Below are 26,590 nucleotides of genomic sequence, written 5' to 3'. Positions count from 1 at the left end.
TGAAGAAAATCGCTTCAAGCAATAAGTTCAAAACAGCTGAGGTTGTGGAAATAATTGAAATTGACTAGAAAAAAAGCATTGCTTTTTTATTTTTTGATGCGCGCTGAAGTTCGAGTTATCAAATACCTTTGTACGTTATAACAATTTTTAATCAAGCAACCTCTTTGCTTTCGGTTATTGCGACTTGCGATTACTTTGAAGACACCGTTTTTTATCCAAAAAAACAAGGAGAGTGTCAAAAGTGAGTAAATCACAAGTAAGTAAAATGGGTCTAGGGACCTTTGTCGGTCTGACGATGGCATTATGTGCGACAGTTCGAAGTATTCCGACGTTAGCTGCAGTTGGTTGGACATTGATTTTTTATTCGATTTTTGCAGTGTTATTCTTTGCTGGTCCTATTTCAATGGTTTCCGGTGAACTTTCAACGATGTTACCTCAAGAAGGTGGCCCACAATTATGGGTAAAAACAGCGCTAGGAAGTAAATGGGGATTTGTAGTTGCATGGTTACTATGGGTGCAAATGTTCCCAGGGATGGTCATGGTTGCTTCAACATTAGGCCCATTACTAGGAAATACTTTTGGAAATGTGGAACTTGGCAATAATCATTTATTTGTATTAGCTTGTATTTTAGTTATTTATTGGATTATCACTATTTTGAATTTGAAGTTTGATATGGCCAAAGTTGGTGGGAATATCGGTGTCTGGTTAGGCGTATATATCCCAGTTGTGATCATGTTTGTTTTAGGCTTGTTTGCAGCATTCAAAGTTGGTTTGGTATCAAATGGCTATTTAGGTGACTTTTCTTGGTCAAAAGCTTTTCCAGACTTACAACACAGTGATTCATTGAAATATCTTGCAGGTATCACATTTATTTTTGTAGGTATTGAAATGAGTTCTGTTTATATGCCACGCTTAAAAGATGCTACAAAGAACTATACAAAAGGTGTCTTTATTGCTTTGATCGGTTTAGTACTTTTAAACGTGATCAATGCGATGTTAGTTGCAAATGTTGTGCCAAATGGAAAAATGGAATTGGCGAATATTACTCAACCTATCTTGATTTACTGCGATATCCTTGGCTTACCATCGATTATTGGGAACATCTTTAGTTTCATGGTATTCATTGGGGTACTTTTACAGTTATCAGCTTGGGTTACTGGTCCATCAAAAACCATCATCCAAGTAGCACGAGAAGGATTCTTGCCACCAAAATTTGGCTTCCATAAAGAAAATAAATATGGTGTTTCTAGAAATGTCGTGTTAACTCAATCGATCGTTATTTCATTGTTTGCCTTACTTTATGGAGTAATGGATGATGTAAGTGCCGTATTCTTGACGTTAACAAATGCAACAACAGTTATTTATTGTATCGTATATATCTTGATTGCAGTTTCTTTGATAAAAATGAGAAAGAGTCACCCAGAGTTGGAACGTCCTTATCGAATTGGGAAAAATGGAAATGGCTTAGCTTGGGTCGTTAGCTGCATGTTGATCTTTTCAATCATTGCAGTGGTCTTCTCAACTTTAGGAACATCAACATTAACAGATGCATTATTAGTTGCGATCATTGCAATTGTGATGTTTGTCATTCCTTTGATTATCAATCGATTCAAAAAAGATTCTTGGGGAACTGAAGTAGAAAAAAGTATAGAAGAATAATGTGTAGAAAGAAGGTTTTAACAAACCTTTGAGCTGTGTTTGTCATTTTTTTGACCAACTAGCTTTGAAAAAACAAGCCGGATGATCCGAAAATAGTTTTCCCTATTTTTGGGATTGTTCGGCTTGTTTTTGAGTGGGGCTTGTTTAGAATTTCTTTCGTTTTAGCCGATTTGTTCAATCTTCTTTTCTATACATCAATACCTTTTCAACTATCAGTTAGTTGTAACGAGAGAGTGAATTTATACTCGTTCTCAGATGATGTTCGTTGCAAAGCTGCCCTGCCAAAAGAACACCCTGTTTTTCGTGGTAGGGACTTTTTTATTAGAAGAGGGAGACGTACAGTGAATAAAAAAATAGCGTTAAAAGAGAGTATAGCTGTATTAGTTGTATTGCTAGCGATATTGGGTATATTGATTATTGGTTTTCAATTATCCCCACATATCCCGATACTTACAGCTTTTATGTATTTGTTATTTTATGGTCGGTTTAGACGATTCTCTTGGGATGACATCCATGACGGAATTGTAAAAGGGATTACACCAGGGATCATCCCGATTTTGATTTTTCTTTTAATCGGTGTCTTAGTTGCTTCATGGATATTATCTGGAACCATTCCGACAATTATGGTTTATGGATTCCAATTGATTTCTGTCCGCTTCTTTTTACCAACGGCATTTTTAGTTTGTACGATCGTTGGTATCACAGTTGGCAGCTCATTCACGACGATTTCAACGATTGGGATCGCATTCTTAGGTATAGGACATATTTTAGGTTTTAATGATGCGATGACAACCGGTGCTGTTGTTTCTGGAGCGTTTCTAGGAAATAATTGTTCACCGTTATCTGATACGACAAACTTAGCTGCTGGGATCGGTGAAGTCAATTTATTTGAACACATTGCCGGAATGCGGTATACCGACTTACCAGCGTTTTTGATTTCTATGTTATTTTATATTTTTCTTGGCCATAGTAGTCACACAGCTGATCTTCAAGCAATTACTGAGATGATCCAAAATATGAAAGCTGGTTTTTGGATTTCTCCATGGACACTGATTCCATTGCTTGTCTTATTCGGTGGAGCAATCAAAAAAATACCAGCTATCCCAACACTGCTCACTGGTTCGGCTACGGCAATTGTCTTGGCATTTATCCACCAATCTGGATTGACGATCCAAGGAGTAGCCAATATTTTGATGAATGGATATGTTGCCCAAACAGCAGATCCAAAAATCAATGAGTTGCTTTCTAGAGGTGGCATTATGAGTATGCTTAGTTCTGCAAGTTTGATATTACTGGCTCTCGCATTGGGAGGATTGCTGATCAAATATACGATCGTAGAGACGATTGTCCAAGAATTACGAGAAAAGATGGATCGTCCATCACGCTTGATTGGTTTTACAGCTTTAAGCTGTATCGGGATCAATCTTATCGTCGGGGAACAATATCTTTCAATTATTTTGCCAGGAGAAACATTCAAACGTTCCTTTGAGCAAAGCGGTCTAGATAAAAAATATCTGACGCGAACATTGGCTGATGCAGGTGCTACTGTCAATTCATTAGTGCCATGGGGAGTAAGTGGCACATTTATCATGGGTACGATGAAAGTCAGTGCGTTACAGTATTTACCATTCGCGTTCTTTGCGATCTTGGCGCCAATTTTCACTATTATTGGCGGGTTCTTATTGAATCATAAGAAGGAAAAGAGCCAGAATAGGAGTAAACTAAGATAGAAAAGTAATTTATTGTTGCTGCGGTAGTTACTTATATTTAGGGAGTTGAGTCAGTTGGGTGACTTGGCTCCTTTTTTATTTTTAAAACTAAAGAAAATATGTACAAGCATGGGTACTATAAATTAAGAGAGAGGTCGAGACAAATCTAAAAATCAGTCTTTCTACAGACGTTCGAATAAATGGTGTCCAAAAGTCAGGCTTTTCGGAAATTTCAAAAAAGAGGTTGGGACAGAAGTGTTTAACTCCGAGAAATAAGAAGAAATTCACGAAAATTGTTTTTCAAATTTTTGTGAATTTCGGCTTATTTAAGAAGGAGTTGCTTCTGCTCCCACCGTTTATTCATTTTTAATGAATGAGACAAAAGTGTTTCTTACTTCTGTCCCAGCCTCGTTTTTTTCTCCGATTTCTCAAACCTGAACGACTTTTGTCTCGATCTCATCTCTTGGTTATTCTATCTTTTCATTTCAATTTCTACCAGTTATTGCTTGGGGGTCAGTGGCACAACTGTTTCTCTCTTAATCAAGTGATGAGGGATGACTAGGCGCACGCCACTACTGATTTCGTTATGGATCAATTCTTGTAATTTTTGCATGGCTACTCGCCCTAATTCGGAAATATCGATATCGATACTTGTGAGATAAGGATGAGTCAGTGTAGAAAAAATCGAATTATTGAAACTGATGATCGATAAGGTTTCTGGAATAAGATAACCGTACATTTGCGCTAATTGCATCGTGCGAAGTGCAAAAATATCATCGATTACCACAAGTGCTGTAGCACTGGTGTTTTTTAAGATAGTGTCAAAGGATAGATAGTCTTCTGCCTTTTCGATCACAACGCTAGGATGAACATCTAGCCCAGCCATCATCATCGCTTTTTGATACCCGAAATAGCGTTCGAAATAGAGGCTTTCGTGGGTCGTGTTCGTAACGAAAAGAATCTGTTCATGTCCATTTTGGATAAGAAAATCAGTTGCCTGTTTTCCCAATAGTTGGTTGTCGTTATCAACGTAGATGATCTCATTTTCATGCTGATAAGGTTGACCGATCAGGGTGAAGGGAATCTTGTTTTGATACAAATAATCGATGACTGGGTCTTCGCTATCAGAGTACACTAAGATAAAGCCATCGACTTGTTTTTGTAAGTGCATTCTTTGGACATTTTCTAATAAGACATCAAAATTTTTTGCTGTTGCAATGGCTGTTGTCATGTCGTGGTGACGTGCTTCTTCGTTGATTGCGTCCATGATCTCTAAGTAAAAGGGATTACCGATTCGTTCTTTAGAATCAAGTGGCGGCAATATCACGCCGATGGCACTAGAAACCCGTTTACCTAAATTTCTAGCAGTGATATTCGGTACATAGCCAAGTTCATCCATGATTTTTCGGACTTTCTTTTTGGTTGCTTCGGAAATACTTGGATGGTCGTTGATGACGCGTGAGACAGTAGAGGTAGCTACTCCCGCTTTTTTTGCAACATCTTTTACCGTAATTGCCATAATTTAAACACCTTTCTTCTAAATAAAAATCTCTTCTTTTCTGAGCTATTCGTAATCAAGACAAGCAACTATTGAGTATTTGCGATCTGTTCATTCGGTAAAATAGTAAACTGATAGGTCGTATGATTGACCTTTTCTTGGCCAGGGTACAAAGCGATCGAACCGAGTTCGGGTAAATGGACTAGATCCGGAAATTCTTGTGGCTCGATGGCTAAACCATAGTTTGAATGCATATGTTTCCCGTTGATCATAAAATCAGCTTCAAAACCAGTCGTAGAAAACAATACCACACTTCTATTTGTTGTTGCTATAGACAACTGGCGTCCAGATTGTTTTTCTGAAAGACACAGCACCTTTTTTGAACGTTTCGGTGTAGTAAGAACAAAAACGTCATCAAGTCCTTCTGGATAAGCGTTGAGAATTTCTTCGATTGTATGTGGTTTCTTGAAATTGATCGGTAAATCCGCTTGAGTGATTTGCTCGCCTGTTGGTAGTTTATCTTCATCTAATACCAATAGACTTTCTGCTTGGACGGCTAGTTCATGTGTATCAATGTCACGTTTACCATTCCCAGAAAGGTTGAAATAGGCATGATTGGTTGGATTGCAGATCGTCTCGACGGGACTGTTCGTTTTTGTGATCATTTCCAGGCTATTCGCAGTTAGCTGATACGTGATCGTTGCAGTGATAGGTCCAGGATAATCGGAAAAAGTGTCTTGTAAATAAAAGACAACGCCGATCGACTGTGGATTTTTGAACACTTCGACATCCCAGTATTGGAAAGACCATCCATTTGTTCCTCCGTGGATATGGTGGTTGCCGGCATTTTTTTCAAGTTGATGATTCCCCCACGTAGCATTTCGGATTCTGCCTGCTACGGGACCGACTGTGGCTCCAAAGAAACTTTCATCGGTTAAAACATCTGAAAGTTCATCATAAGAAAGTAAGACGTTTTCTAAATGTCCTTTGTTATCTGGAGCAAAGATTTGGTGAATTCTAGCACCATAGTTTAGAAGAACGACGGTCAATTCGTCGTTCTTCAATGTGATTTTTTTTAATTCAGTGTTGGGGATAGGGGTCACTGAAATAGAAGGTTCAGGCATTTGGCTGCCACGTTTTTTTCAAGTAATCGAAAGTCAATGAAGCTGTATCAGGTACGATTGGAATATCCTCCCCAAGATCTTCTGAACGTCCTACGCCAATAGGTTGCGCACCACTAGCGATGATAGCAGCGATTCCAGCTTTTGCATCCTCGATTCCGATGCAGTCACGAGGGGTCAAACCGATTTCTTTCGCAGCAAGTAGAAAAATATCTGGTGCAGGCTTTCCATTAGCGACTTTTGCTGGATCAGCAATCGCGTCAAAGTAGCTTTCTAAATCCATCTTGGCAAGTAGGAAAGGGCCGTTTTTGCTTGCAGATGCTAGTGAAATCTTGACATTGTTTGCCCGTAAGTCTTTTAATAATTCTAAAATTCCTGGAAAAACATCTTTTGGTGTGATCGATTGGATCATTTCAAGATAATAATCATTTTTTCTTTTCGCTAATTCGAGAAATTCTGTTTTTGAGAAGTACTCTTCTTTTTTTCCATGAGCAAGAAGGAGAGTCAGAGAATCTTCTCTGCTTACACCCTTCAATTGTTCGTTGAATGTCCGATCGAAGGGAATACCGATCTCATCACCTAGCTTTTTCCAAGCACGGTAATGGAATTCAGCGGTATCTGTAATGACGCCATCTAAGTCGAATAATACACCTTTAAACATTCGCTTCACCTTCTCGTAATGGAATAGTCAAATGACCAGTAAGCACATACGCTTTTTCGTAGACTTCTAGCGGTAAAGCTTCGCCAGATAAGAGATCCAATGTTACCTGTTCATTTGAAACGGCGATAAATAACAAGCGGCCGCGATAATTGATATGGAATGAATAAGCAGACCATGTTTTAGGTAAGAATGGTGCAAATCTTAATTGTTCATGATCTGTCTTCATTTGCGCGAATCCTTGTACGATAGCAAGCCAACTTCCTGTCATTGAAGTGATGTGTAAGCCATCCTCTGTATCATTGTTATAGTTATCTAAATCTAAACGAGCAGTGCGTTGATACATTTCAACGGCTTTGTCTTCCATGCCTAGTTCAGCAGCTAAGATAGCATGGATACTAGGAGATAGGGAAGACTCATGGACAGTCATTGGCTCGTAAAAATCAAAGTTGCGTTGTTTTTCTTCTTTTGTAAATGAATCATTGAAGAAGTAGATACCTTGTAAAACGTCTGCTTGTTTAATGAAGCAAGAACGAAGGATCTTGTCCCATGACCAATGCTGATTCAATGGCAATTCACTTGCGGATAGTTCCGCTACTGGTTTGAGATCTTTGTCTAAGAAAGTATCGTGTTGAACAAAAATCCCTAATTCTTCATCTACTGGGAAGTACATATTTTCAGCAATTTCTTGCCAATGTCCCAACTCATCGTCGCTGATTTTAGCAGTGCTCTCTTCTTTGAACTTCAAATAATTTTCTCGTGTGTAACGTAGTACCCAACAAGCAATCGTATTCGTGTACCAATTGTTGTTGATATTATTCTCATATTCGTTCGGTCCTGTAACCCCGTGGATCATATATTGATTGTTTCGTTTAGAAAAATGGACTCGGTCTGCCCAAAAACGAGCGATTTCTGCCAAGACTTCTAAACCTTCATTTTTTAAATAGTCGATGTCGCCAGTGTAGTTAGTATAATTATAAATAGCGTAGGCAATTGCGCCGTTTCGATGGATTTCTTCAAAGGTGATTTCCCATTCATTGTGGCATTCGACACCTGTGAAAGTGACCATTGGATATAACGCGCCTTTTAGTCCTTGCTGTTGTGCATTATGGATTGCTTGTGGCAATTGGTTATGACGGTACTTCAAGAGATTCTTAGTGACTTCAGGTTTCGCTAAAGCGAGGTACAGAGGTACTGCGTAGGCTTCAGTATCCCAGTAAGTTGCACCACCATATTTTTCGCCAGTGAAGCCTTTTGGTCCAATATTCAAACGTTCATCTTCGCCATAATAAGTAGAAAATAGCTGGAAGAGGTTGAAACGGATTCCTTGTTGTGCTTCATCGTCTCCTTCGATGACTACATCTGCCAATTCCCATCGTTTAGACCAAGCGGCTGTTTGCTCCTCTTTTGCTTGGGAATAGTGAACGTTCAATTCGTTGAATTCTTTAAAGAGATGTGTCGCTTGTTGCGCTTCAGGGATATCTCGGCTTGTGAAAACCAATACTTCTTTGTCGATTAGAAGTGTTTCATTTTCTGCTAAGTCAAAGGTGAATGAACCTTCGATTGCTAAGGTGCCCTCTTGGTAGCTTGGCGTATATAATTTTCCATCAACGTAATGGCGCATCCCGGCAGTCACTGTAAATTGCTCGATCTCAAAATTATTCGGGATCGTTTTAGTCGTTAAGTACGCTATTTCTTCCTTGACGCCATGATCGATGTCATTCCAAAAGTGTTCATCGTAATTGCTGTCTTCGTTTTGGACATTGCCATCTAGCTTAGAAATAACTTTTACAGTTCCATTTCCTTCCAACATTTCAATGGCTAAGCGAATATAAGCGGCTTCATTTTTGACAATACTTAAAAAGCGCTCGAATGAAAGACGAACTTTGTTTGAAGGGGTAGTGACTGTATAACTACGTGTCAAAACACCGTTTTTCATGTTTAATTCCCAATAAAAATCTTCAGTAGTAAGTGTAGCTAGATCAATCAGCTGATCATCGATAAAAAGATCCATAGCGATAAAATCGACTGCATTGATTACTTTTCCAAAATATTCAGGATAGCCGTTTTTCCACCAGCCAACACGTGTTTTGTCAGGGTACCAAACACCTGCTAAATAGGTTCCTTGGTGATGATCACCAGAATATGCTTCTTCAAAATTTCCGCGCATACCCATATATCCGTTACCGATACTGGTCAATGATTCTTGCAATCGTAAATTTTCTTTATCTAATTTATTCGTGCTGATTTTCCAAGGATCGATCTGAAATAACCGTTTAATTTGTTTCATTGTTCTCCTCCTAGACATTGTCGTTTATACGTCCATAATAAACGCAACCGATTGCGTAAGTCAACTAGAAAAGTGAAATTAAATTTTGAAGTGGATGAAAAAACAAAGTAAAAGTGATCATATCAATATTTACTACTATAATATGGACAGAAATAGTGTATAAAGAACAATTGAATACTTGAAGGAAAAGCATAAAAATACGGAATAAAGCATTTACAAAAAAAGAAACACACGCTATAATAACTAACAACGAAACCGATTGCACAAAGGAGACGAGGAAATGAAAAAAATATTTAGCTTTGAGTTTTGGCAAAAATTTGGAAAGGCTTTAATGGTCGTTGTGGCAGTTATGCCAGCGGCAGGTTTGATGATCAGTATCGGTAAATCGATTCCGTTGATCAATCCTGATCTTGCACCTTTAGTTACAACGGGTGGCGTGATCGAAAATATTGGTTGGGCAATTATCGGAAATTTACATCTTTTATTTGCACTAGCAATAGGTGGTAGTTGGGCAAAAGAACGAGCAGGGGGAGCATTCGCTGCGGGCATCTCATTTATATTGATCAATCGGATCACAGGGGCTATTTTTGATGTGACTAATGAGATGTTGGCAAATGAAGACGCATTTACGCATACCTTGTTTGGCACGAAAATCATGGTCAAAGGGTTCTTTACCAGTGTATTAGAAGCACCAGCGCTAAATATGGGGGTATTTGTTGGGATTATTGCAGGGTTCGTTGGAGCGATGGCCTATAATAAATATTACAATTACCGTAAATTACCTGACGCATTATCGTTCTTTAATGGAAAAAGATTTGTTCCTTTTGTAGTTATTTTGTGGTCAACGATTGTTGCATTGATTCTTGCTATTGTATGGCCGAATGTCCAAGCAGGAATCAATAACTTTGGATTGTGGATCGCAGAGTCAAAAGAAAGCGCTCCGATTTTAGCACCATTCCTATATGGCACATTGGAACGTCTATTGCTACCATTTGGCTTACATCACATGTTGACGATCCCAATCAATTATACGCAGTTAGGTGGTACCTATGAGATCTTATCTGGTGCGCAAGCGGGAACACAAGTATTTGGACAAGATCCTTTATGGTTGGCGTGGGCGACTGATTTGGTCAACTTGAAAGGCGCCGGCGATATGTCACAATATGAATTCGTATTGACCAACTGGACACCTGCTCGTTTTAAAGTGGGGCAAATGATTGGTTCTTCCGGTATCTTGATGGGATTAGCACTAGCGATGTACCGTAATGTTGATCCAGACAAAAAGTCTAAATATAAATCAATGTATTTTTCAGCAGCACTTGCAGTTTTCTTAACAGGTGTAACCGAACCATTAGAGTTCATGTTCATGTTTGCAGCTGTACCTCTTTACATTGTTTATTCCGTGATCCAAGGGGCAGCTTTTGCAATGGCAGATATTCTACCTTTACGTGTCCATTCATTTGGGAACATTGAACTATTGACACGTACACCATTAGCGATCAAAGCAGGATTAGGTATCGACTTGCTCAACTTTGTTATCTGTGTCATATTATTTGGAGTATTTACGTATTTTGTGGCAAACTTCTTGATCAAAAAATTCAATTATGCTACACCAGGACGTAATGGGAACTATGATAACGACAGTGAAGAAACGACTTCAGGTTCTGCAACTAATGCAGATCAACAAATCATTAAGATCATCCATTTGTTAGGTGGAAAAGAAAACATCAAGGATGTAGATGCTTGTATGACTCGTTTACGTGTCAGCGTCGAGGATCCTGGGAAAGTCGGTTCAGAAGAAGAATGGAAACGCGCTGGAGCGATGGGCTTGATCATTAAGGACAAAGGTGTGCAAGCCGTGTATGGTCCAAAAGCTGATGTGTTGAAATCGGATATTGAAGATTTACTACAATCAGGTGCTGATATTCCAGAGCCAACAGTTGAGGCAACAAATAAAAATGAGGAGAATGAAGAGAAACATGTTTTAGGTATCGAAAAAGAATTATTCACTGTAGCAACTGGCGAGGTAATTGCTTTAACAGATGTGAATGATCCAGTCTTTTCACAAAAGATGATGGGCGATGGCTTTGCTGTCATTCCTGCCACTGGTGAAGTGACGGCACCACTTTCTGGTAAAATCGTGAGTGTCTTCCCAACCAAGCATGCAATTGGCATGCAAACAGCAGAAGGAGCAGAAGTTTTGATCCATATGGGACTGGATACTGTTCAGATGAGCCAGCCAGCATTTGAGATCTTAGTTTCTGAAGGCCAAGAAGTAGTAGCAGGAACTACGATTGCTCAGATGGATCTAGATGTAATCAAGAACGAAGGGAAAGAAACGACGATCATAGTAGTCTTTACAGATGATAAAGTCAATGGGCTGACCATCAATAAATTAGGAGACACTGAACGAGGAACAGTGATCGGGAAAATAAACTTGTAAAGAATCACAGAAGTTCATGCGTGTATTTCATATCGAAAGAATATGTTCGATGTGTGTAACTCCTAGAAGTAAGCCGATAATCCCGAAATTGCTTTTCCTATTTCAGGGATTATTGGCTTATTTTTTGAATGAACTACTTTGGGGTCTCTACCTATATCTATATGGATTCAGAAGGTGGGAGCAATGTTTCGACCCATCCCATTAAGAAGGAGAATTATATGAAAATAATGACGTTGAATACGCATAGCTGGTTAGAAGAGGAACCACGAGAAAAATTAAAACAGATCGCTCAAAAAATCTGTCATGAACAATATGATGTGATCGCATTGCAAGAAGTCAATCAAACGATGGACGCAAAACGACTAACTAGTGAGCAGCTGAAGAATTTTAGTCAGGTACAGGAACAAACGACTGTCCGCTCGGATAACTTTGCCTATTGCTTGATCCAGCTCTTAGCAGAACAAGGTGAAACTTACTATTGGAGTTGGGAAATGAGTCATATCGGCTATGCTATCTATGAGGAAGGCAATGCGCTTCTTTCCAAACAACCACTAATTAGTCAAACGTACCTAGTCTCCGAAACAAAAGAAAAAGAGGATTACCATACTCGAAAAATATTAGTGGGTCAAACCTCTGTCAAAACACAATGTATTACTGTAGCAAGCTGTCATTTTTCTTGGTGGGCAGATGAAAAAAGCGGATTTGCATTTGAGTGGAAAGAATTAGAAGCAAGTTTAGCGCCCCTTTCAACACCACTGTATCTATTAGGGGATTTCAACAATCCTGCTGAAAGCAGTGGGTACGATTTAGTGGCAAAAAGTCAGTTGCCTATTCATGATGCTTATCCAATCGCTCAAAAAAAACAAGCTGAAGCAACGATCGAAAAGAGAATCGATGGCTGGGAAAACAATAAAGAGGGGCTACGTATCGACTATATTTATGTACCACAAGATTGTTTTGTTACAAGTTATCAACGTATTTTCGATGGGGAAAATGGCCCGATTGTCAGTGATCATTATGGAGTAGCAGTCACGTTGGAGTGAAGAGAAACGAAGGAATATTATCACAATAAGAATGTGGGACAAATCTAAAAATCAGGTTTGCTACAGACTCTCGAATAAACGACGTCCGAAAGGCAGGTTTTTCGGAAATTAAAAAAAAGAGGCTGGGACAGAAGTGTTTAACTCCGAGAAATAAGAAGAAATTCACGAAAATTGCTTTTCAAATTTTTGTGAATTTCTTCTTATTTCCGAAGGAGTTGCTTCTGCTCCCACCGTTTATTCGTTTTTAAAGAATGAGACAACAATGCTTCTTACTTTTGTCCCATGCTCTTTTTTCTCTAATTTCTCATAAACGATTTTTGTCTCGACCTCATTTTTTTTATGAATGTATCCGACTCCTAATAAACATGATGAAAAAAACCAGCCAACCAATGAAGGTCAACCCAAGGATGAAATAAAAGAAGAGCGGCAAGTCATAATATAAGGTGATCTCATTGATACCATTATGCTGTTTGACGATTGGCGTACCGATGTCTGTCAATTCATAATCTGTCAAAGGTTTGCCGTTTTGCAACAATACTGTACGGTCGTAAACAATGACTGGTAAATGGACTGTTTTCTGACCGTTATTTTTCCACTTGATCGTTAAACGTCCGTCAGGGTGTGTTTTGATGAAGGTTGTTTCACCTTCTAGTATTTCTTCATTGTAACGATCGTATTTATTGGCTGTGGTGTCTTTATAAATCGGTAAATAATCAGGTGTTGTCTTTTGGAAGACGAATAAGCTCGTTGACATGTCTTGGCTGTAAAATGTTTTTCTGGCTTGTTCTGGTGTATCGAATAAATAAGTGTGACGGCTGACAAACGTCTCAGATTCCCATCTGTCTAAATGTTTGTATAAGTTTTGAAGCGTTTGGGCTGAAGCAACCAGTAAAAACAATACGCTAAGTGCCCGATACCACGTTTTCTTTTCCCATTGATTCAGTGCAAGTGCCAAAAAGAGTAAGAAGAGTAACGTAAACGGCACAAAAAAGCGAAATGGAAATTGGATCAAGCTGATAAAAGGCACCTGTTTTTCTACTAAAGTGGTCCAAGGAATCAGACTCGTTGATAGTAAGAAAAAAACGATACTTGAACGAAGTAGTAACTTAGTGAAAGGATCATATCTACGTCGAAACAGTAAGAATAATAAGAAACCAATAAATAGAATCAATGAGAAGATTTTGGGATAGGTCAACCAGTAGCTTCCATCCAAGTTGATTGCTTTTTGACTCATCTCACGATTCACGAAAGGTGGCAGTATTTTGTTGCCGCTATAGACTAGGGCTAAACCACCCCAAATATTCGCAGTCAACACGAAATAGAGCAAGACTGATTTTCCTAATTGCAGCAAAGCCTTTCCTTTTTCGTTCTGATCAAAGAAATAGTAAAGATAAAAAGGAACATACATCAGTGACAGCATCACAGAAGACAATAAATGAATCTGAGTCATCAATGCAATCGAGGCAGTGACCTTAAGAACGGGAAAGCGTCGGTGGACAACAAAATCCACCATTGGAATCATACATAAGGGATAAAAACAAGTACCCCAACTAGTAAAGCCTTGATTGACAGCCCAATATTGGATCGAATAAGTTGTCATGAACAAAACAGAAATAGGCACACTTACCCAGTTTTTGACGTGAACATATTTTAGTAAAGTCAGCATCGACCACCCAGAAATCAGGAAAAGAATAAAATTAGATAAAATTTGGTAATGGAACCAACTACCTGAGAGTAAGACGATCAATCCTTGGAAATAAGCAAATAATGGACCATAGACAGCATTTACGATCCGTCCACTTTGTTGAAATCCATACATTGAAGGGAAATAATGGAAATCCCAATTGGCGAACTGTTCGGCTGCATCATAGAACCGATTGTAGTGAAATGGAGCATCCGCTCCAATAACTAACTTATGTGTAAGGATATTTGGCAGAATAAATAAAATTGCGAAAAGCAAAATTGTCAAATACGGAACATACTTTTTCAATTTTTCATACTCCTTTTTATAGATTAGTTAGCTTTATCATAAAGCTTACGGAAAATTGAGGCAAGAAATTAGAAAATATATGAAAAAGCTTATGAATGTTACAGGAAATTACCAAGTGAATTTGCACAGAGAAGAAGTGTTTTTTTATCAATAAAAAATAAGAATCGGCTTTTCGTTTTCATTTATCCATTAGACATTTATAATAAAAGAAAAAGGGGGATGAAGGTGAGTCTGAGTTGAAGAAAAAAAGATTAGTCTTTCAGGTGTTCTTGCTAATATGTATGTTGATAGGTTTGTTGATCACCCTCTATCCATTCTATAGCGACTCGCTGAACGGTTTTATCGATCAAAAAAGAATCGAGCAAGCACAACAAATATCTATAAAGAAAAAAGAAAAATTAAAAGCACAGATGCAAGAAGAAAATCAACAAAAGGTAGAAGCTGGTCTGGCTCCCGGTGTTGATCCCTTTGACAATCAATTGACCGATACACATTCATCTGCCCAGCTTATCGGAGCAGTCCACATTCCAAAAATCAACGTGAATGTTGCATTATATGATACCTTGAACCAGCGAGTTCTTGAAAAGGGAGCAGGTGTATTACAGGGCACTTCTTTTCCATTGGGAGGTGTGCCATCCCATTCTGTGATTTCTGCTCACAGTGGTTTCTCAACGAGGCGACTATTCACTGATTTAGGAAAGTTAAAAAAAGAAGATCTTTTTATTTTAACTGTGTTGGGAGAAAAGTTAGCATATAAAGTTAGCACTATCCAAGTAGTAGAACCTGATGATACATCTGGGATCAAGCTGGAAAATGGGAAGGATATCGTCACGCTGTTGACTTGTACACCGTACATGATCAATTCGCATCGTTTATTAGTCACTGGTGAACGAGTTCCTTATAATGAAGAAGTCCAAGCAATAGAAAATGATGGAGCGAGAAAAAGTCAATTGATCCAGCTATTGATTCTTTTAGGAGTTGCCTTACTTGTTGGAATGATCATTTATAGTATTTTTCGTACAGTGTATCGTTTCCTGTTGAAGAAACGTCTATTTGATTTTACGTTCATACTCTTGGATAAGAAAGGGATCCCGATAGGCAATCAACGTTTTTGCATGAAAAAGAAAAAAGCAGTCCTCCAACACGGCGTTCCTTTGGACGGGGTTACGAATGAAAAAGGTCAGCTTACTTTTACACAGCTTAAGGGGGATTCTTACTGGCTAGTTCCTATGGAGGAACCAAACCAACGAGTGAAATTTGGAGTCACATGCTTGAACCAGCAACAGATGTTATTTATAAAACGACACAAAAGAACAAGGACTTTGGATAATGAAACGAATCGCTATCAGATCAAAGAATAAATGAGTAATCTTAAACTTTTACTGACTTGATTGGTGGGATCCTGACAATCAAGTCAGAAAAGCAAAAAAGGGCAGGAACAGAAGAGATAACTTCTGTGCTCGCCCTTTTTTGAGTGGTAAGATCAAAGTGATTTTTATTTTTGATCCAACCACACTACATAATCGCTTATTTCACACGTTTGTAATTTTCGTCAAAGTATCTGCCTTCACGGATATCTGCAGGCATACCTTCATAAGGTTCTTCGCTGATGACATCTTCATTATCTACGCCAGCATCGCCCATGTAAGTGATCGTGGCAAATTCTGGTACCAATAATTTTGGATAAGTTTCATATTTTTCACGAGCAGCTTCCATTTCAGCGATGTGTTCATTTTGGAAAGTTACAGTGATTTCTGGGTGTTCTTCGACCCATTTAGGGAAGAATATCGTGCCGTGTAATTTCTTTTCATTTGGCATAAAGTCTAATGCAACATCTGTACCTGTTGGTTCAGTCCAAGTAATTTTAAATACCCCATCAGTTAATTTTACGATGTCAGCTTCCTGATCTTTGACCCAACGTCCTTTAACCATCCCACCATGGATACGGTAATCGACAGTATGGTCGTTTTTTGCATACCATTCATATTCTCAACCGTTGTCATATGTGTAGATAAATTGAATAATTTTTCAAGGAGGAAGACTGATGGCGAGGAAAAACACATTGCGCTATATTTTATTAGGGTTGTTGAGCAAGAAAAGCATGTCAGGATATGAACTGAATCGATCATTTAAAAATGAAATCGGTGAGTTTTGGCAAGCGAAGCATAGTCAGATTTATCCAGAACTGGCAAAAATGGAAGAACGGGGAATCATCGAACATGAAGTTGAAATAACTGGTATGAAATTGGAAAAAAAGATTTACCGATTAACAGAAGAAGGAAAAATATTATTAAACGAATGGATCCATACACCTACGAATGAATTACCAGTCAATCGGGATGAATTTGTGTTAAAGCTGTACTTTGTTAAAGATGTCAATGATCCGGCACTGAGAGAGATCATTGAACAGCAAAGAGATCTCCATGAGGAAAAGCGTGTCCACCTATTAGCACGAAAAGCAGTGATATTCCCTACAGAAAAGGAAAAACATGAGAACTACGGGCATTATCTGATTCTTTCACATGCAATCAATCGTGAAACAGAATATACCAATTGGTTGACCAGTGTATTAGAAGAAAAATGAAAAAAATGTAGCTGATGAGAAAGCCACATCCAACAACTGGAGGAAGGCTAGGCCATCAACTACATTTTTTTTGAATTCTATGAATAAAGGTCAGTTATCAATTGTTTTACATCTGTTTTTTCACCCACAGGCAAAACTTTATACGTTAGTTCATCTGTTTCTTCATCATGAATGATATAGACCTGTGCATCTTCTTTTTTGAAATCTCCAATCAAGAGGACGGTATAACGTTCATCGATCAACTCGATTTCCTTGATTGCTTTAGAGAAAACCTTTCTGACGTGATGCATTTTCTTTTGACGGATCGTTGCTTTTTCCGCGGCTTTCATCAAAGTATAGCCTTCATCTAAATAAAGTTTGATCATTTCAACTTTTACGACCGTTGGCAAACGATATTTTCGAGGACAATTGCTATCTGCTGCGATGGAGTCTATCAATCCTTTTTGTTCCCAATAACGTAATTGTCGAGGAGAAACCCCGACGAGTTCACTTAATTCACTAATTCCGACTAGTAATTGATCATTTTCTAACAATCGTTTGAGAGAAGCACCAACCATTTTAGTCACTCCTTTTGTCCTTCCTGTTTCCTCTATTATACTTTCATTAACTTGTGTGTCAAGTAGGTTGACAAACATAAAAAATAGGACTAAAGTATTCTAGTAGTTTCAGAAAAAATTCAGAAAGAAGGAGAAATATGAGTGAAAATCAACCCATAGATATTTACGGCAAACCATATAATCGGACACTTTTAGTCGTTGTCTTATTGATTGGTACGTTTTGTACGGTTTTGAATCAGACATTATTAACAACAGCTTTCCCTACGTTGATGAAAGCTTTCGATATTTCTGCTTCAAGCGTACAATGGCTTACAACCGGATTCCTATTAGTTAACGGAATCATGATTCCAATCACAGCTTGGTTGATCAATAAGTTTAGTTCAAGAAACTTATATCTTTCAGCTATGTCCATTTTCTTGATTGGAACAATTACTTGTTTTGTTGCACAAAACTTCAGTACATTATTGATTGGACGTTTGATCCAAGCATGTGGTGTAGGGATCTCGATGCCTTTATTACAAAACATTATGTTATCCATCTTCCCACCAGAAAAAAGAGGGTCGGCAATGGGGATGTCAGGGATCGTTATTGGACTAGCACCTGCCTTAGGCCCAACTTTATCAGGTTACATCATTGATAATTATCATTGGCGTGATCTTTTTGGTATGGTTTTACCAATCGTCGTTTTAGTTTTAGTGTTGGCATTCTTCTTAATGAGAAGCGTGATTCCTCTATCTAATCCAAGTATCGATATTTTATCAGCTATTCTTTCAACTATTGGATTCGGTAGCTTGCTTTACGGATTCTCAAGTGTTGGTGACGCTGGTTGGGGCAGTGCCAAAGTAATTGGTTTCTTGATCGTAGGTGTCGTATTTATTGCATTATTCGCATGGCGCCAACTTCATTTGGAAAATCCATTCTTGGAACTACGCGTATTCAAATCGTCTACCTTTACAATTGCGGCTATATTGGCTGGAGTAACAAACATGGCCATGGTGGGTGCTGAAATGGTTGTACCTCTATATATCCAAAATATCCGTGGTGAATCAGCATTCCATTCTGGTTTGATGCTATTGCCAGGTGCTTTGATCATGGGGGCAATGATGCCGATTACTGGAGCCATTTTTGATAAATATGGAGCAAAACGTTTAGCGATTATCGGGATGTTCATCTTAACCGCTGCGACAGCGCCGTTTGCATTCCTAACAAAAACAACACCAGTCTTATATATCGTCGTTCTTTATGCAATCCGCATGTTCGGTATCTCAATGGTTATGATGCCAGTTACTACATCTGGTATGAATGCTTTACCAAATAAATTGATTAGTCATGGTACGGCAGTAAACAATACGTTCCGCCAAATTGCCAGCTCGATCGGTACAGCTATTTTGATCAGCGTATTGACGAATGTGACAAAAGACAACCTTCCAGATAAATCAGTATTGAATAGCACACCTTTAGCTTATAAAGATCAAGCAATCAATGCGACATTATCTGGCTACCATGCAGCCTTCATTGTAGCAATCGTTTTTGGAATCATCGGCTTCTTGATTGCCTTTGCATTGAAGAGAAAAGAACCTGTTCAAACGAAAGCGGGGGATAAAGCATGATAATCGCAGTATTGATCATTAGTTTAATCGCCTTTGCAGCTACAAATGTATTTGCAAAAAAATCATGGCAAACATTCCTATCGTTGGTTTTTGGTTTGATTTTTGTTGCCTCATTGGGTTTGATTGTTGCTAACCTTTCTAACCACTTCGGAATGGAAAGAGTAACAGAAACAAAAACAACGAAAATCGTTTCTAGTGTAAAATCTGATAATGCCAATATGCTTTTATATAAAGCCTTAGGGGATGGAACAGAAAAGGTTTATCTTTACCGCACCGATGAAGATCAAAAGAAACCAAAAGCGACTGGTACCGATAATGAAACAAATAAAGTAGAACAAACAAGTGGTGAAGCAGAGAAAGTATCGAAAACCACTTATTGGGAATATAAGAATGACATGTACAAATTCTGGTTCAATCTAGCAGGTAACAATCATGAATACGACAAACGTGTCAATACATTCAAGATTCCAGCGGACTGGATCGAATTAAGTACAGATCAAGCAGCAAAATTGGCTGAACTAGTGAAACAACAACAAAGCACAATTGCAAATGATGCTAAAGCTTATGTGCAAGAAGGTATTGTTAAAGCGATGACTGAAAATCCAACGATGAGTCAAGAAGAACAAGCAAAATTAACAAAAGACTTAGCCGCAGATTATCAAAAACAAGCTTTAGCGAAATTAGTAAAAGAAGCTAAAGGAGAGTAATCTCTTAACAAAAGGTACAATTCAAAAAGAGGGACTACTTCAAAGTTTCAACAAACAATCCGGATCATTTCAAAGATAACGAAAGTTATTATGAATGGTTCGGCTTTTTTGTTCATACTTCAAAGATCCGTTCTTTAGCGTTGGGAGCGATGATCTATCTCTTTTTTTGGTATACTAAAATAAAAAAAGTAGGAGAAAGCAATGGGAAAAACATATTCTTTTGAATCACTTATTTATTCTTCGGAAGTTGGTAAGGGAGGCGCATACGTTGCTTTTCCTTATGACATCAGAAAAGAATTTGGCGCAGGACGAGTCAAAGTCCAAGCAATGTTTGATGGAGTTTCATATGAAGGTAGTATTGTGAATATGGGTGTGAAAAGGGAAGATGGCAGTATTTGCTATATTTTAGGTATTCGAAAAGACATTCGCAAGAAAATCGGAAAAGACATCGGTGATCGTGTAAATGTAACAATAGAGCAGAGAGAATAAAACTGTAAAATAAAAAACAGATTGGTAAGCAACTGAACAGTCAGTATTTCTGTTTTGGTCTGCTAGTGCCAATCTATTTTTAGTTAGGATGGTTTTTCTCCATTGGTATAATAAAGAGGTTTTTTGTTGTCGAAATGGTGGTTCTGTATCCAAGCTAAAATTCGCTGCCCCAAACTTTCTGCCATGGAAAAAGAGGTATGGATCTGTGCATTCGTAATGTGGTCGACATGGACACCTGAAGTGATAACGCAATTCCCTGGTAGTTCATCTTTAATGATAGCAAGGAGCGATTGTGCTAAGACATCATTTTTATGGAAGCGACCATCATGGCTAGGGAAACGAATCGTTTGCGCTTTTATCTCTTTAGAAAAAGTGGTGACTGTCCCGATATGCGCTACATTGCCACCAGTAATCGTTATCAGTAAATCTTTGCCGATAACTTGTACATTCGCTTGCATCGTAAAAGCTTCTTGTGTGACTAAAAATTGTTTGATTTTCTCCATCTTATTCACCTTACCAACGTCTTGAGGTATCATTCTCGATACCAAATTGATCTAGTAATTTCATTGTATGATGATCCACAAGGTCCTGGATCGTTTCAGGATGATTATAAAAAGCAGGAATTGGTGGAATGATTTGAACGCCAAGACGTGCTAATTTTGTTAGATTTTCTAGGTGAATCGCATTCAGCAGCGTTTCTCGAGGAACGAGGACTAATTTTCTTTGTTCTTTCAATGTCACATCTGCTGCGCGAACAATCAGATTCTCTCCTAAATCAATAGAGATACCTGCAATTGTTTTCATGCTCGCAGGAACGATGACCATGCCGTCTGTTAAAAAAGAACCACTTGCTACAGCTGCTCCTAAGTCTTTGTTCGAATAATGATAATCAAATAGGTCTTCAAATTCATGAAGCGTCATATCTGATTCCAATTTTAAATTTTCTTTTGCCCAAGTACTGATAATACCATGTGTTTCGACTAGTGGGTTTTCTTTTAATTTTTTTACAAAATTGATTGCATAAATGATACCAGAGGCGCCACTTACACCAACCACGATTTTTTTCTTTTTCATTTGGATCGTTCCCTTCTATTTTTTAGTATTAAAGGAAAATACCAATCGGCTCTCTCATCAAACAAGATCAATGAGAAAGAACCAATCGGTAAGGACTCTTAAATGACGTATCATCAGACTTAATTTAAATAGTCTTTCCAGTTATCTACTTCTTTGAATTGTGCACGAATAAAATGCTCTTTCATGTCGAATGGCACGGTGCCATCGAAGATTGTTTTTGCGCTCATCACGCGGAAGCGTATAACGCCAGGATTGTATTGTGGTAACTCTGAAGGGTCAAGTGGATGATTTCTCATACCAGGAATTGCGATGATATCTTTGTCTCCTTGGAAACGAGTGTTGAATGTCCACATAACGTCGTTCATATCAAAGATATCAACATCTTCATCAACTAAAATAACTGTTTTTAATTCTTTGAAGGCGGACAACGAAAGGATCGCTGCTTGGCGTTGGATTCCTTCGTCAGCTTCATTTTCTTTGCGGATTTGCATGATTGTCATCAATTTGCCGCCTCCAGCTGGTGTATTGTAAACATTGACGACTTTGCCAGGAATCGCTTTATCCACAAGTGCTAGAATACTTGCTTCAGTAGGGATGCATGCCATAGAAACATGTTCTTCGCTTGGACCAATCATTGTTTGCATGATTGGATTATCTTTGCGGTGAGTAATGGCTTTTACCTTAACGACATTCACTGCCGGATTTGCATCACCTGTATAACCGGGAAACTCGGGCATTGCTTTTCCTGAATTCGTGTTGATATCTTCTTGCATTGTTTTGTTAGGCATGATTTCTGCTTCAATAATGAATTCTGCTCGGGCAATTCCGACTTCGTTTACTGCAACACCGTCAACGAGTTGAATGGGTTCATTACGTAAAGCACCTGCACACCATAGTTCATTGTAGCCAAGAGGAGTGGTAGGTGGTTCAAAAGTTGTTCCGATGGTAATCGCTGGATCTAATCCAATATTGATCGTAATAGGCATTGGCTGATTCAATTCTTCAAATTGTTTTTGGAAATGGCCGATGTGACGCCCGCCAAGCATGATGTACATGCCAATTGTATCTTTATCTTCCAAAACCATGCGATGGATAGTTACATCACTCATTGTTTTTTCAGGATCAGAACCTAAAACAACGCCCATTGTGATATATGGACCAGCATCTTTGGGTGTATTTTTTGGAGCAGGCAAAATATTGCGGATATCGAAATCTGCGTCTGTTGCAAGGTGGACAACTTCTTGTGCAGGGGCATCCGCTTTGTCTACTTTCACAGGTTTAAGGGGATGCTCAACGGCATCTTTTAAGAAGCGTCCCAATGTACGATAATCATGGTGTAAGATTTGACCAACACGTTTGCGGCTAGCCATTGTTCCGATGTTTACTCGTTTTTCAGGAAAGCCTTTGATGTTGTTGAAGGTCATTGCAGGTCCTTCTTGTGTGGGACGTTTGACCGTACCGCCAGCACCAATATAGCGATATACACCAGATAAATCTGCTTCTGGATCAATTTCAAGATCCGTTTCATGGTATTGTCCAGGAAGAGTTTTTAGTTCTTCGATGACTTTTCTTAAGTCATAGGGTTGTTCTGTCATTTGTATTTCCTCCTTTTTTTCTTTCCTTCTTTATAGTACGAGCCTTAGGGCAGTGAAACAATTCAAGTTATGAATATTTCTATTCCATAGTGGAATAGATACGTATTTTTATCATTCGCTAGTCTGTGATATAATTAAAAGAAAACGATTACAAAAAGATGGAGAGGAAATGACGAAACAGTTTCCAAAAGCAGTACGTGCTGAAAATCTAGTGAATATTTTAAAAGTTAAATTTGAGGATGGCTCAACGAAATTCATACGTACACACTGGGTCGGAGATATGACAGATTCCTTACAATTCGGAAAACATGGTAAAGGGAAACGAAAACTTCTGTTAACAGTTAGTCAAAATATGTGGATTGGTTCGAACATCACTATTGAAGATGATGGAACAGTGGTTCTAAATGGAAAGGATCGTTATGCATCAGAAAAATTGTGGCGTGATGGAAGCAGCTCAATGGCAGAGTTATAGTGAATGAGTTAGAAAGTCAGGAGGTGGAAGAAGTACATAACGTTTTTGAGAAGTAACAAGTTAGGTAAAATATCCTGGTAAAGTGTACGGGGGAAAATAGCCTATTTAAGGATATGAGTGCTAAAAAAAAGACGAACAATCTGACGTTTACTACGAAAAAGATTGTTCGTCTTACTTTATTTTTTGGAATAACTCCGGTGTTTTTGGTATGTGAGTATTTTTCAGGTTTGCTTCATCTTTTGTGATAGAGGGAAATTCAGCGGTTACTGAGTACATTTTTTGAAACATTTGCTGTTACATGATATCCTTCAATTAGGGTGTTAGAAAAGAGGGAATTGAATGAGAGTCGTGATCGTTGGTGGTTCCTTTGCAGGAATCCACACTGCAATGGCACTGCGCAAGCATTGTCCGGATAGTGAAATCATATTGATTGAAAAACAGGCGAAGATAGGATTTATCCCCAGTGGAATCAACTTGCTTTTGAAAAAAGAAATCACTGAGGAAAAGCAACTTTACTGGATGACAAAAGAAAAAATGGAAGCGTTCTACAATGTGGATGTGCGAATCAATACAGAAGTGGCTTCGTTAGGAACAACGACGAACACGCTTATTTTGCAAAACGGTGGCCAGTTGACTTTTGATCACTTAGTCATCGCTACAGGGTCCAACCAGCATTTTAAAACGAGCAGTACAGAAAGCGAATTGATTCGTTCGGTGAGAGATGCTCATTTAAAGGAACCTTTAGAAGAAAAAATCGCACAAGCACAAAAGGTAGCTATTATTGGTGCCGGTCAGGTGGGTATTGAACTGGCGGAAGGATTGGTGGGTCAAAATAAGCAGATCCACTTATATGAAAGCCGAAAAAATTTGTTGTTCCGCTATTTTGATCCTGAAATGGTTGCTACGTTGCGTGAAGAACTGGAAAAAAGAAAGATTCTTGTCTTCTTGAACGAGCAGGTCCAATCATTGGTGGAATCTGAGTCAGTGACAGTCACTACGGATCAGCGAAAAGAACGGTATGATCTGGTTTTATTGGCAAACCACACAAGACCAGATAACCGACTTTGGCAGGAAAAATTGAAACTAAATGATGACGGAACGATCTGGGTGGATGATTACTTACAAACTTCGGCAAAAAACATTTACGCAATTGGTGACACGATCCAGGTGACTTTTCGTCCGACAGAAGAAAAAATGTACGTGTCACTGGTGAATAATGCGATACGCACGGCACATATCGTTAGTCAAACGATCAGTGGTAAACCAACGAAAGACCCGGGTACCTATCGTCCAGTGGGCAATCATTGGTTTGGCTATTTTCTAGGAAGCGTAGGGATAACAGAAGAAGAAAGTATTTTTTATCCCCAACAAATCACAAAAGAGTATCTAACAACTCAGGTTTCTGCTACGAATCATCAGCTAGTAAAGATCAAGATCATCCAAAATGAACAGAAACAGTTAGTTGGTGCACAGCTTCAAAGCAAAGGCAATATTTTCCATCTGTTGGATCAATTTACGCTAGCAATCGAAGAAAGCTGGACATTGGAACAACTTGAGGAACACGAATTATTCTTCCAACCGGAATATCGGATGCTGATCCCTTTTACAAAGGTGGTTGAAGACAAACATGAAGATTGAACAATTATTGGAAAAAAAAGAACAGTTACAACTCTTGTTGTTGAGAGAACTTGTGTTACAGGGTGGCAAGGCCTCTAGCAGTGAACTAAGGGAGAAAGTGAATCTTTCTAAATCAGCCTTTGACCAGTACCTTGAAGATATTGAATGGATCGGCTCGATGATGCGCAAAAAAGTAGAAGTCAAACGAACAGGGTTTCAAGTTATCCTTGAGTTAGGTGATGATACGAGTTTAGAACAGATATGTCTATTCTTGCTTCAACAAAGTTTGAAATTCAATTTGCTTACATATCTTTTAGAACATCAACAAGCATCGATCGTTCGTTTAGCCACTGCATTTAATATCAGCGAATCTTCTGTTTTTCGCAAAATCAAAGAATTGAATCATTTATTGAAAGAATTTTCTCTTCAAATCAAAAATGGACAAATCTATGGGGAAGAACTACAAGTTCGGTACTTTTATTATGTCCTCTTTCAGTTCATCCCAGAATCTCAACGACCTCTTTTCTTACAGAATACACCGGAAAAACGACCATTGATCCTAGGTTTGGAACGTTCGATAGAAACAACTTTTTCAGCGGATGCATCAATAAAAATTGCTTGTTGGTTAGGAATCACGAGGAAACGACTAATGAGTGAAAAAACGACGCTCAAAACGTTGAAAACAAGAAAAATACTTTATGAGAACGATCGGTTGTACCAAGTGATTGATCCAGTCCTTTCGCTTTATCTAAGTCGAACTGCGGCTGACTTGAGTAATTATGAAACACTCATGTTCTACAGTTTTTTTGTGTCATTTGCAGTATTAGATGAGGAACGCTTTTATCAGTATGATTTGACGCGTAGCAAAAAACTGCCGACTGCTGTCTTGGATACATATATCCGAGAAACAATGTTGTGGCATTATCGGCCCAGACGTCTAAAAATAAAGGAAGAAAAGGCTGTGGGTTATCAACTGGCGCAAATCAATAATGAACTGTATTTTTTTGACGGGCATATGCTGATCTACGATCAAGAACATCTATTGGCACAACAAAAAAAGATGTTAGGACACTCCCTCAGTCAGTTACTAGAACGACTAAAAGAAACAACCATTGAACAATTTTCTTCTAAAAAATTTGACGAGACACAATTAGAATATTTGATGATCCAATATGCGAATGTTTTGATGATGATCGATTTTTACATTGCCAAGTCTGTCAAAATCGGGATCGATATCGACACATTGCCGATTTATCGAATTGCGTTCCAACAATTTTTACTTAGAGAACTTAAAGGGATCAGTGGAATCGATATTGAAAATGTGCGTGCAGAAAAATCCTATGATCTAGTAATCACTTTTAATCAAGAAAAACAAAATCAACACTATTATTATTTATCAGAGTTTGCTTCAAACTATGATATCAAAAGGTTAAAACAGAAAATTGAGCAAGAGAAAAAAGCTAAAAATTAAGA

At 38.4% G+C, this 26,590-nt stretch carries 21 protein-coding genes and 1 pseudogene; 12 read left to right on the top strand and 10 right to left on the bottom strand.

Going from position 1 to position 26,590, the window contains the following annotated elements:
• Window positions 1-241: 241 nt before the first annotated feature.
• Together tyrP and nhaC are read left to right on the top strand one after the other, a co-directional pair.
• On the top strand, window positions 242-1,660 hold the full coding sequence (gene tyrP / locus DVW83_RS01275; RefSeq protein ID WP_104661212.1) for a tyrosine-tyramine antiporter: 1,419 nt from the start codon (window positions 242-244) through the stop codon (window positions 1,658-1,660).
• Window positions 1,661-2,001: 341 nt separating this feature from the next.
• A complete protein-coding gene (nhaC, locus tag DVW83_RS01270) occupies window positions 2,002-3,390 on the top strand; it encodes a Na+/H+ antiporter NhaC (protein WP_104661213.1) in 1,389 nt (462 codons plus the stop codon).
• Between the two features lie 478 nt (window positions 3,391-3,868).
• On the opposite strand, the gene DVW83_RS01265 is transcribed toward nhaC, so the two are convergent.
• From DVW83_RS01265 to DVW83_RS01250, 4 genes are all read right to left on the bottom strand, one after another.
• On the bottom strand, window positions 3,869-4,888 hold the full coding sequence (locus DVW83_RS01265) for a LacI family DNA-binding transcriptional regulator (RefSeq protein WP_104660562.1): 1,020 nt from the start codon (window positions 4,886-4,888) through the stop codon (window positions 3,869-3,871).
• A 68-nt stretch (window positions 4,889-4,956) separates the two neighbouring features.
• On the bottom strand, window positions 4,957-5,991 hold the full coding sequence (locus DVW83_RS01260; RefSeq protein WP_104660563.1) for an aldose epimerase family protein: 1,035 nt from the start codon (window positions 5,989-5,991) through the stop codon (window positions 4,957-4,959).
• Window positions 5,984-6,649 carry a beta-phosphoglucomutase gene (gene pgmB / locus DVW83_RS01255; RefSeq protein WP_104660564.1) on the bottom strand — a complete coding sequence of 222 codons (666 nt, stop codon included), beginning with the start codon at window positions 6,647-6,649 and terminating at the stop codon, window positions 5,984-5,986. Before pgmB ends, DVW83_RS01260 begins: the two co-directional genes overlap by 8 nt.
• Window positions 6,642-8,936 (bottom strand): glycoside hydrolase family 65 protein, encoded by a 2,295-nt coding sequence (locus DVW83_RS01250; protein ID WP_104660565.1) that lies wholly within the window; start codon window positions 8,934-8,936, stop codon window positions 6,642-6,644. Before DVW83_RS01250 ends, pgmB begins: the two co-directional genes overlap by 8 nt.
• A 280-nt stretch (window positions 8,937-9,216) precedes the next feature.
• Between DVW83_RS01250 and DVW83_RS01245 the strand changes: the two genes are divergently transcribed.
• Both DVW83_RS01245 and DVW83_RS01240 read left to right on the top strand, forming a co-directional pair.
• Entirely contained in the window at window positions 9,217-11,379 is a 2,163-nt protein-coding gene (locus tag DVW83_RS01245) for a PTS transporter subunit IIBC (protein WP_104660566.1), read from the top strand.
• 218 nt (window positions 11,380-11,597) lie between these two features.
• Window positions 11,598-12,422: an endonuclease/exonuclease/phosphatase family protein gene (locus tag DVW83_RS01240; protein WP_104660567.1), complete on the top strand. Its 825-nt coding sequence runs from the start codon at window positions 11,598-11,600 to the stop codon at window positions 12,420-12,422.
• 337 nt (window positions 12,423-12,759) lie between these two features.
• On the opposite strand, the gene DVW83_RS01235 is transcribed toward DVW83_RS01240, so the two are convergent.
• Entirely contained in the window at window positions 12,760-14,412 is a 1,653-nt protein-coding gene (locus tag DVW83_RS01235) for a hypothetical protein (RefSeq protein ID WP_104660643.1), read from the bottom strand.
• 236 nt (window positions 14,413-14,648) lie between these two features.
• Here DVW83_RS01235 and DVW83_RS01230 point away from each other — a divergent pair, with 236 nt between their 5' ends.
• Entirely contained in the window at window positions 14,649-15,773 is a 1,125-nt protein-coding gene (locus DVW83_RS01230; protein WP_104660642.1) for a class C sortase, read from the top strand.
• Between the two features lie 166 nt (window positions 15,774-15,939).
• Here the strand turns inward: DVW83_RS01230 and DVW83_RS01225 are convergent.
• Window positions 15,940-16,437: pseudogene (locus DVW83_RS01225) on the bottom strand (phenolic acid decarboxylase).
• Between the two features lie 19 nt (window positions 16,438-16,456).
• Between DVW83_RS01225 and DVW83_RS01220 the strand changes: the two are divergent.
• Window positions 16,457-16,996, top strand: a complete 540-nt coding sequence (locus DVW83_RS01220) for a PadR family transcriptional regulator (RefSeq protein WP_104660641.1) — start codon at window positions 16,457-16,459, stop codon at window positions 16,994-16,996.
• Between the two features lie 77 nt (window positions 16,997-17,073).
• Here the strand turns inward: DVW83_RS01220 and DVW83_RS01215 are convergent, their stop codons facing one another.
• Window positions 17,074-17,553 (bottom strand): MerR family transcriptional regulator, encoded by a 480-nt coding sequence (locus tag DVW83_RS01215; RefSeq protein ID WP_104660640.1) that lies wholly within the window; start codon window positions 17,551-17,553, stop codon window positions 17,074-17,076.
• A gap of 137 nt (window positions 17,554-17,690) precedes the next feature.
• On the opposite strand from DVW83_RS01215, the gene DVW83_RS01210 reads away from it, so the two are divergent.
• The 3 genes from DVW83_RS01210 to DVW83_RS01200 all read left to right on the top strand — a co-directional run bounded on the left by DVW83_RS01210 (window position 17,691) and on the right by DVW83_RS01200 (window position 20,359).
• Complete coding sequence (locus DVW83_RS01210) at window positions 17,691-19,163, top strand: MDR family MFS transporter (RefSeq protein ID WP_104660639.1); 1,473 nt, start codon at window positions 17,691-17,693, stop codon at window positions 19,161-19,163.
• Window positions 19,160-19,870, top strand: a complete 711-nt coding sequence (locus DVW83_RS01205) for a DUF4811 domain-containing protein (protein ID WP_104660638.1) — start codon at window positions 19,160-19,162, stop codon at window positions 19,868-19,870. The genes DVW83_RS01210 and DVW83_RS01205 overlap by 4 nt, the downstream gene beginning before the upstream one ends.
• Before the next feature lie 201 nt (window positions 19,871-20,071).
• On the top strand, window positions 20,072-20,359 hold the full coding sequence (locus DVW83_RS01200) for a DUF1905 domain-containing protein (RefSeq protein ID WP_104660637.1): 288 nt from the start codon (window positions 20,072-20,074) through the stop codon (window positions 20,357-20,359).
• An 83-nt stretch (window positions 20,360-20,442) separates the two neighbouring features.
• On the opposite strand, the gene lpdD is transcribed toward DVW83_RS01200, so the two are convergent.
• The 3 genes from lpdD to DVW83_RS01185 all read right to left on the bottom strand — a co-directional run bounded on the left by lpdD (window position 20,443) and on the right by DVW83_RS01185 (window position 23,028).
• Window positions 20,443-20,862, bottom strand: a complete 420-nt coding sequence (gene lpdD, locus DVW83_RS01195; RefSeq protein ID WP_104660636.1) for a prenylated flavin chaperone LpdD — start codon at window positions 20,860-20,862, stop codon at window positions 20,443-20,445.
• Between the two features lie 10 nt (window positions 20,863-20,872).
• Window positions 20,873-21,433: a UbiX family flavin prenyltransferase gene (locus DVW83_RS01190; protein WP_104660635.1), complete on the bottom strand. Its 561-nt coding sequence runs from the start codon at window positions 21,431-21,433 to the stop codon at window positions 20,873-20,875.
• A gap of 119 nt (window positions 21,434-21,552) precedes the next feature.
• The gene (locus DVW83_RS01185) at window positions 21,553-23,028 is read right to left on the bottom strand and encodes a UbiD family decarboxylase (protein ID WP_104660634.1); all 1,476 of its coding nucleotides are present in this window, start codon (window positions 23,026-23,028) and stop codon (window positions 21,553-21,555) included.
• Window positions 23,029-23,197: 169 nt separating this feature from the next.
• Here DVW83_RS01185 and DVW83_RS01180 point away from each other — a divergent pair, with 169 nt between their 5' ends.
• The 3 genes from DVW83_RS01180 to DVW83_RS01170 all read left to right on the top strand — a co-directional run bounded on the left by DVW83_RS01180 (window position 23,198) and on the right by DVW83_RS01170 (window position 26,588).
• Entirely contained in the window at window positions 23,198-23,500 is a 303-nt protein-coding gene (locus tag DVW83_RS01180) for a hypothetical protein (RefSeq protein WP_104660633.1), read from the top strand.
• Between the two features lie 339 nt (window positions 23,501-23,839).
• Window positions 23,840-25,138, top strand: a complete 1,299-nt coding sequence (locus DVW83_RS01175) for an NAD(P)/FAD-dependent oxidoreductase (protein WP_104660632.1) — start codon at window positions 23,840-23,842, stop codon at window positions 25,136-25,138.
• The gene (locus DVW83_RS01170; protein WP_104660631.1) at window positions 25,128-26,588 is read left to right on the top strand and encodes a helix-turn-helix domain-containing protein; all 1,461 of its coding nucleotides are present in this window, start codon (window positions 25,128-25,130) and stop codon (window positions 26,586-26,588) included. Before DVW83_RS01175 ends, DVW83_RS01170 begins: the two co-directional genes overlap by 11 nt.
• The last annotated feature ends 2 nt before the right edge of the window (window positions 26,589-26,590 follow it).

The sequence above is a fragment of the Enterococcus sp. VV15 genome, from assembly GCF_005236045.1.
GTDB classification, from domain to species: domain Bacteria; phylum Bacillota; class Bacilli; order Lactobacillales; family Enterococcaceae; genus Enterococcus_B; species Enterococcus_B durans.
The sequence above is the reverse complement of the archived record's forward strand: the minus strand, read 5'-3'. Positions and strand labels throughout refer to the sequence as shown.

Coding starts and splice junctions, on each gene's coding strand:
- DVW83_RS01240 (WP_104660567.1), top strand. CDS start 11,598: ATGAAAATAATGACGTTGAATACGCATAGCTGGTTAGAAGAGGAACCA.
- DVW83_RS01200 (WP_104660637.1), top strand. CDS start 20,072: ATGGGAAAAACATATTCTTTTGAATCACTTATTTATTCTTCGGAAGTT.
- DVW83_RS01210 (WP_104660639.1), top strand. CDS start 17,691: ATGAGTGAAAATCAACCCATAGATATTTACGGCAAACCATATAATCGG.
- lpdD (WP_104660636.1), bottom strand. CDS start 20,862: ATGGAGAAAATCAAACAATTTTTAGTCACACAAGAAGCTTTTACGATG.
- DVW83_RS01170 (WP_104660631.1), top strand. CDS start 25,128: ATGAAGATTGAACAATTATTGGAAAAAAAAGAACAGTTACAACTCTTG.
- DVW83_RS01185 (WP_104660634.1), bottom strand. CDS start 23,028: ATGACAGAACAACCCTATGACTTAAGAAAAGTCATCGAAGAACTAAAA.
- DVW83_RS01220 (WP_104660641.1), top strand. CDS start 16,457: ATGGCGAGGAAAAACACATTGCGCTATATTTTATTAGGGTTGTTGAGC.
- DVW83_RS01245 (WP_104660566.1), top strand. CDS start 9,217: ATGAAAAAAATATTTAGCTTTGAGTTTTGGCAAAAATTTGGAAAGGCT.
- pgmB (WP_104660564.1), bottom strand. CDS start 6,649: ATGTTTAAAGGTGTATTATTCGACTTAGATGGCGTCATTACAGATACC.
- DVW83_RS01205 (WP_104660638.1), top strand. CDS start 19,160: ATGATAATCGCAGTATTGATCATTAGTTTAATCGCCTTTGCAGCTACA.
- DVW83_RS01250 (WP_104660565.1), bottom strand. CDS start 8,936: ATGAAACAAATTAAACGGTTATTTCAGATCGATCCTTGGAAAATCAGC.
- DVW83_RS01265 (WP_104660562.1), bottom strand. CDS start 4,888: ATGGCAATTACGGTAAAAGATGTTGCAAAAAAAGCGGGAGTAGCTACC.
- DVW83_RS01260 (WP_104660563.1), bottom strand. CDS start 5,991: ATGCCTGAACCTTCTATTTCAGTGACCCCTATCCCCAACACTGAATTA.
- DVW83_RS01180 (WP_104660633.1), top strand. CDS start 23,198: ATGACGAAACAGTTTCCAAAAGCAGTACGTGCTGAAAATCTAGTGAAT.
- DVW83_RS01190 (WP_104660635.1), bottom strand. CDS start 21,433: ATGAAAAAGAAAAAAATCGTGGTTGGTGTAAGTGGCGCCTCTGGTATC.
- DVW83_RS01175 (WP_104660632.1), top strand. CDS start 23,840: ATGAGAGTCGTGATCGTTGGTGGTTCCTTTGCAGGAATCCACACTGCA.
- DVW83_RS01215 (WP_104660640.1), bottom strand. CDS start 17,553: ATGGTTGGTGCTTCTCTCAAACGATTGTTAGAAAATGATCAATTACTA.